Below are 3,610 nucleotides of genomic sequence, written 5' to 3' on the forward strand. Positions count from 1 at the left end.
AGGGCGGTGGACACCGCGTCCAGTTCCACGCGGAACCCGCGGACTTTCACTTGGTCATCGACGCGCCCCAAGTGTTCGAGTTGCCCGTCGGCGGTCCAGCGCCCCAGGTCGCGCGTGCGGAACATCATGGCGTCGCCGCCCAGAAAGGGGTCCGGGCGGTACCGCTCGTGGGTCAGTGCGCGGTTGTTCAGGTAGCCCGCCGTCACCCCGGCGCCGCCCGCCCACATTTCCCCGGTTTGCCCCAACTCACAGGGGCGGCCCTGTTCGTCGAGCACATACACGCTGTTGTTGGGTGTCGGCTGGCCAATGGTCAATGGCGCGCCAGGCACATGCCGATGCAGCGTATTGACGATGGTGGTTTCGGTGGGCCCGCAACCGTTGTAGAACGTGCAGTGCTCGGCCCAACGCTCGGCCAGCGCCTGGGAACAGGGTTCTCCGGCGACCGCGACCACCTGGAGATCGGGGCACTGCCGAGGGTCGAGGCGCGCCAGTATCGAGGGGGTTGCAATCAACACATGGCACTGTGCAGCGGTCTGTGCAATGGCTTTGCCGCGAATCAGCAAGGTCGCGCCATGGGCCAGGCAGCCGAGTATTTCCCAGGCCGCCATGTCGAACCCGATATTGAGGATCTGCCCCACGTTGCGGCCCGGCGCCATGCCCATCCGCCCGGGCTGCGTCAGCAGGATGTTGCATACGTTACGGTGACTGACACACACGCCGTTGGGGCGCCCTGTCGTGCCGGACGTGAACAGCACGAAACACAGGTCTTGGGTGTCGACGGCGGCAAACGCGGGATGATGGTTCTGGGTGATCCAGGGCTCTTCGGCCAGGAAGGTGTCCAGGCAGAGGCGGCGCTGGGCGGCGTCCGGCGGAATGCGATCCGCCAGGTTCGACAGGGTCAGAATCACCGGGCTGGTCAAGGACTCGAGGACCATGGCCAGTTGCAGGGTCGGTACGATTCTGGCGTCCTGCGGCACATACGCGGCGCCGACCTTCAACACCGCCAACAGGCCCACCACCATGGGGATCGAACGCTCGACGAACAGCGCCACGGTGTCGCCGCGTTTCACGCCCTGCTCGACCAGGCGCGCGGCCAAACGATTGGCTTGGCGGTTGAGTTGTTCGTAACTGATGCGCTGTCCCGCCCACACCGCCGCCGTCGCGTGCGGCGCCAGCGCCGCTTGCGCTTCGATGGCGTGGTGGATACAGCCGTAGCCCGGAGGGGTTGACGGGCCAAAGCCCCATTGCTCAAACAAGACTCGCTGCAGGACAGACAGATGCGCCAGCACCGGGTGGGAAAAAAGCTGCTTGTCGGTCGGTGAAAACGTCATGGATACACCCTCATCGGTTGACTGCCGAAAAATAGCTGGCAGGTACGAGGGTGGATTGAGGCGCGAGCCGGTGATTACAGGTGCTCACGATTTACAGAAACGTCTCACCGTCACGCGTAAAGTTTCTTTTCATCACGAGTGGAATAACCTACAGGGAGCAGCGTCTACCTGCATACAACCGGCTAGACTCGACTCCCCATGCATGAACTCGACGAACAGTTACGTGAACTCATCCCCAGGCTGCGGCGTTTTGCCGTGTCCCTGAGCCGTAACGCCAGCAGCGCCGACGACCTGGTGCAATCGACCCTGGAACGGGCGATCACGCGCTGGGCCGACAAAACCGTCGACGGCGACCTGCGCGCCTGGCTGTTCTCGATCCTCTACCGGCAGTTTCTCGATGCCCATCGGCGCACCCGGCGCTATGCACGCATGCTCGAGTTGTTTACTGGCCGCGATGATGTGCAGCCCTCGGTCGAACGCACGGTGATCGCCCAGTCGACCCTGCAAGCCTTCGACCAGCTCAACAGCGAACAGCGCGCCCTGCTGTTGTGGGTGTCGGTCGAAGGCTTGAGCTACAAGGAAGTCGCGCAGATTCTCGATGTGCCCATCGGCACCGTAATGTCGCGTCTGTCCAGGGCGCGCCAAGCCCTGCGTCAACTCAGCGATGGCGAAATTAGCCGCCCTTCCCTGCGGATACTCAAATGATCAGCCTGCCCCCCAGCGAACACGATTTGCATGCCTACGTCGATCAGCAACTGCCGGAGAGCGATCGGCGCGTGCTGGAAACCTACTTGGCTGCCCACCCCGAAGTCGCCGCGCAGGTCCATGCCTGGCAGCAGGACGCACACGTATTGCGCGCCGCCTTGAGTGGCGCACTCCAGCAGCCGGCCAACCCGAACCTGGACCCGGCGCTGATCCGCCAGCGCATCAAGCAGCAGTCGCATCGCCATTTCGCCACTGCGGCGCTGCTGCTGATAGCGATCAGCCTTGGTGGTCTGGGCGGCTGGCAGGCCCGCGAAGCCACGCAACCGTCCATGTTGCCCATGACTGACGCCATGCAGGCCTACCGCCTGTTTGCCCAGGACGGTGTGCTGCCCGCCGACTATCACGCCCAGGGCAGCGACACGATGCAAGCCTGGCTCGACCGCTATTTCAACCAGGCCCAGCGCCTGCCCGACCTGAGCCAGGCGGGCTTCAGCCCTGTCAGCGGGCGTTTGCTCAGCACCGAACAAGGCGCGGCGGCGATGGTGCTGTACGAGGATCTGCAAGGCCGGCACATCAGTTTTTATATCCGTCCACCGGGCCCGGAAAACGCCTTCCTGCCCCGTGGCAGCCGCAGCGCCGATGGCTTGCAGGCCGAGTACTGGTCCGGCGGCGGGTACAACTATGCGATGGTCAGCCCGGTGGGTCAGCCGACCACGCCGCTGCTGCGCTTCTAAAAACCGACGGCCATGCGGTTTCGAGATAGCTGGCGGCGCGCTTCTCTATTGGTCAAATCCAAGCTGTCGCCCTAAAGTGAGCGACCACCGCACACAGAGTGACTCCCATTGGCGCCGCGTTCCCTGATCCGTCGTTTGCTCGGTAAAAAACACCACACCCACGACGACTCGCCCATCCCGACGTTCTTTCAGACCAAGGCCGAGCAGCACGGCTATACCCTCAGCGCCGCACAAGCCCAGGCGATTGCCGCGATGGCGCGTGAAACCCGGCACCTGCTCGCCGGCCAGCCCACCCGCAGCCTGTATTTGCACGGGCCGGTGGGGCGCGGCAAAAGTTGGCTGCTGGATGGGTTTTTCCAGGCATTGCCGATTGCCGCAAAACAACGCGTGCATTTCCATGACTTTTTCGCCCACCTGCACCGGGGCATGTTCGCCCATCGTCAGCACCACGACGCACTGGCCGTGACCCTTGATGCGCTGCTGGACGGCTGCCGCGTGCTGTGTTTCGACGAATTCCACGTCCACGATATCGGCGATGCAATGCTGATCAATCGCCTGTTCAAGGCGTTGTTCCAACGTCGCGTACTGGTGCTGGTGACGTCCAATTACCCGCCGCAAGGGCTATTGCCCAACCCGCTGTACCACGAGCGCTTCAAACCGGTGATCGAGCTGATCGCGGCGCGTATGGACGTGCTGGAAGTCAGCTCGCCCGAGGACTTCCGCAGCCTGCCCCAGGCCCATGCCGAACAGCGCTTCAGCAGCGGTCAGTATGTGTGGCCAGGCACAACGGCGCAGCGCACCGCGCTCGGGCTGCCAGTGTTGAGGGTCATCCACTTTTCA

General features: G+C 63.6%; 4 protein-coding genes. 3 read left to right on the forward strand and 1 reads right to left on the reverse strand.

Translation table 11 applies throughout. The features are described 5' to 3' along the window. A partial coding sequence (locus L9Z73_RS27235) for an amino acid adenylation domain-containing protein (protein ID WP_247407727.1) occupies positions 1-1,331 on the reverse strand: 1,331 nt, incomplete at its 3' end. Between the two features lie 198 nt (positions 1,332-1,529). On the opposite strand from L9Z73_RS27235, the gene L9Z73_RS27240 reads away from it, so the two are divergent. The 3 genes from L9Z73_RS27240 to zapE form a co-directional block, all read left to right on the forward strand. Then, on the forward strand, positions 1,530-2,036 hold the full coding sequence (locus L9Z73_RS27240; RefSeq protein ID WP_247407728.1) for a sigma-70 family RNA polymerase sigma factor: 507 nt from the start codon (positions 1,530-1,532) through the stop codon (positions 2,034-2,036). Beyond that, positions 2,033-2,770, forward strand: coding sequence for an anti-sigma factor family protein (locus L9Z73_RS27245; protein ID WP_247407729.1), 738 nt, complete (start codon positions 2,033-2,035; stop codon positions 2,768-2,770). The genes L9Z73_RS27240 and L9Z73_RS27245 overlap by 4 nt, the downstream gene beginning before the upstream one ends. Positions 2,771-2,878: 108 nt before the next feature. Beyond that, the coding region (gene zapE, locus L9Z73_RS27250; RefSeq protein WP_247407731.1) for a cell division protein ZapE at positions 2,879-3,610 on the forward strand (732 nt) is incomplete at its 3' end.

The sequence above is a fragment of the Pseudomonas emilianonis genome (genome assembly GCF_023072625.1).
Lineage (GTDB): Bacteria > Pseudomonadota > Gammaproteobacteria > Pseudomonadales > Pseudomonadaceae > Aquipseudomonas > Aquipseudomonas paraveronii.